1 protein-coding gene is annotated in these 377 nt (G+C 45.1%); it reads left to right on the top strand.

The features are described from left to right. The coding region (locus tag JIG37_RS05445) for a transposase (protein ID WP_199528894.1) at positions 1–325 on the top strand (325 nt) is incomplete at its 5' end. Positions 326–377: the final 52 nt, after the last annotated feature.

Here is a 377-nt window from a genome sequence, read left to right as displayed (position 1 = left end):
TTTTACGAGCGGACGCAATGCGGCAGCCAATGTTGGTGTCACCCCTCGCCAACACTCAAGTGGTGGAAAAGTGCGAATAGGTCATATAGCCAAATACCGTGGCGAGATAACATTACGCAGCCACTTGTTTCTGGGAGCCAGAGCGGTCATCAGTCAGTTAAAGCATCGAGAGCCAAAAACGAAAAAAGAACAATGGCTCAAAGCATTAGTTGAAAGACGAGGTGTGAAGTGTGCCGCCATTGCATTAGCAAATAAAACAGTTAGGACAGCGTATGCCATGCTGAAAAAGGGCACGAGTTATGAACCCAGTTTACTAGCCAATTAATATTTAGCCTTCGATAACAGAAACAACAGTATTGACCAAGAACCTGCGTTAA

Source organism: Pseudoalteromonas sp. bablab_jr010 (genome assembly GCF_016464105.1).
Taxonomy (GTDB): Bacteria; Pseudomonadota; Gammaproteobacteria; order Enterobacterales; family Alteromonadaceae; genus Pseudoalteromonas; species Pseudoalteromonas simplex.
Note: the sequence above shows the minus strand (reverse complement) of the source record. Positions and strands in the feature narration are given on the sequence as shown.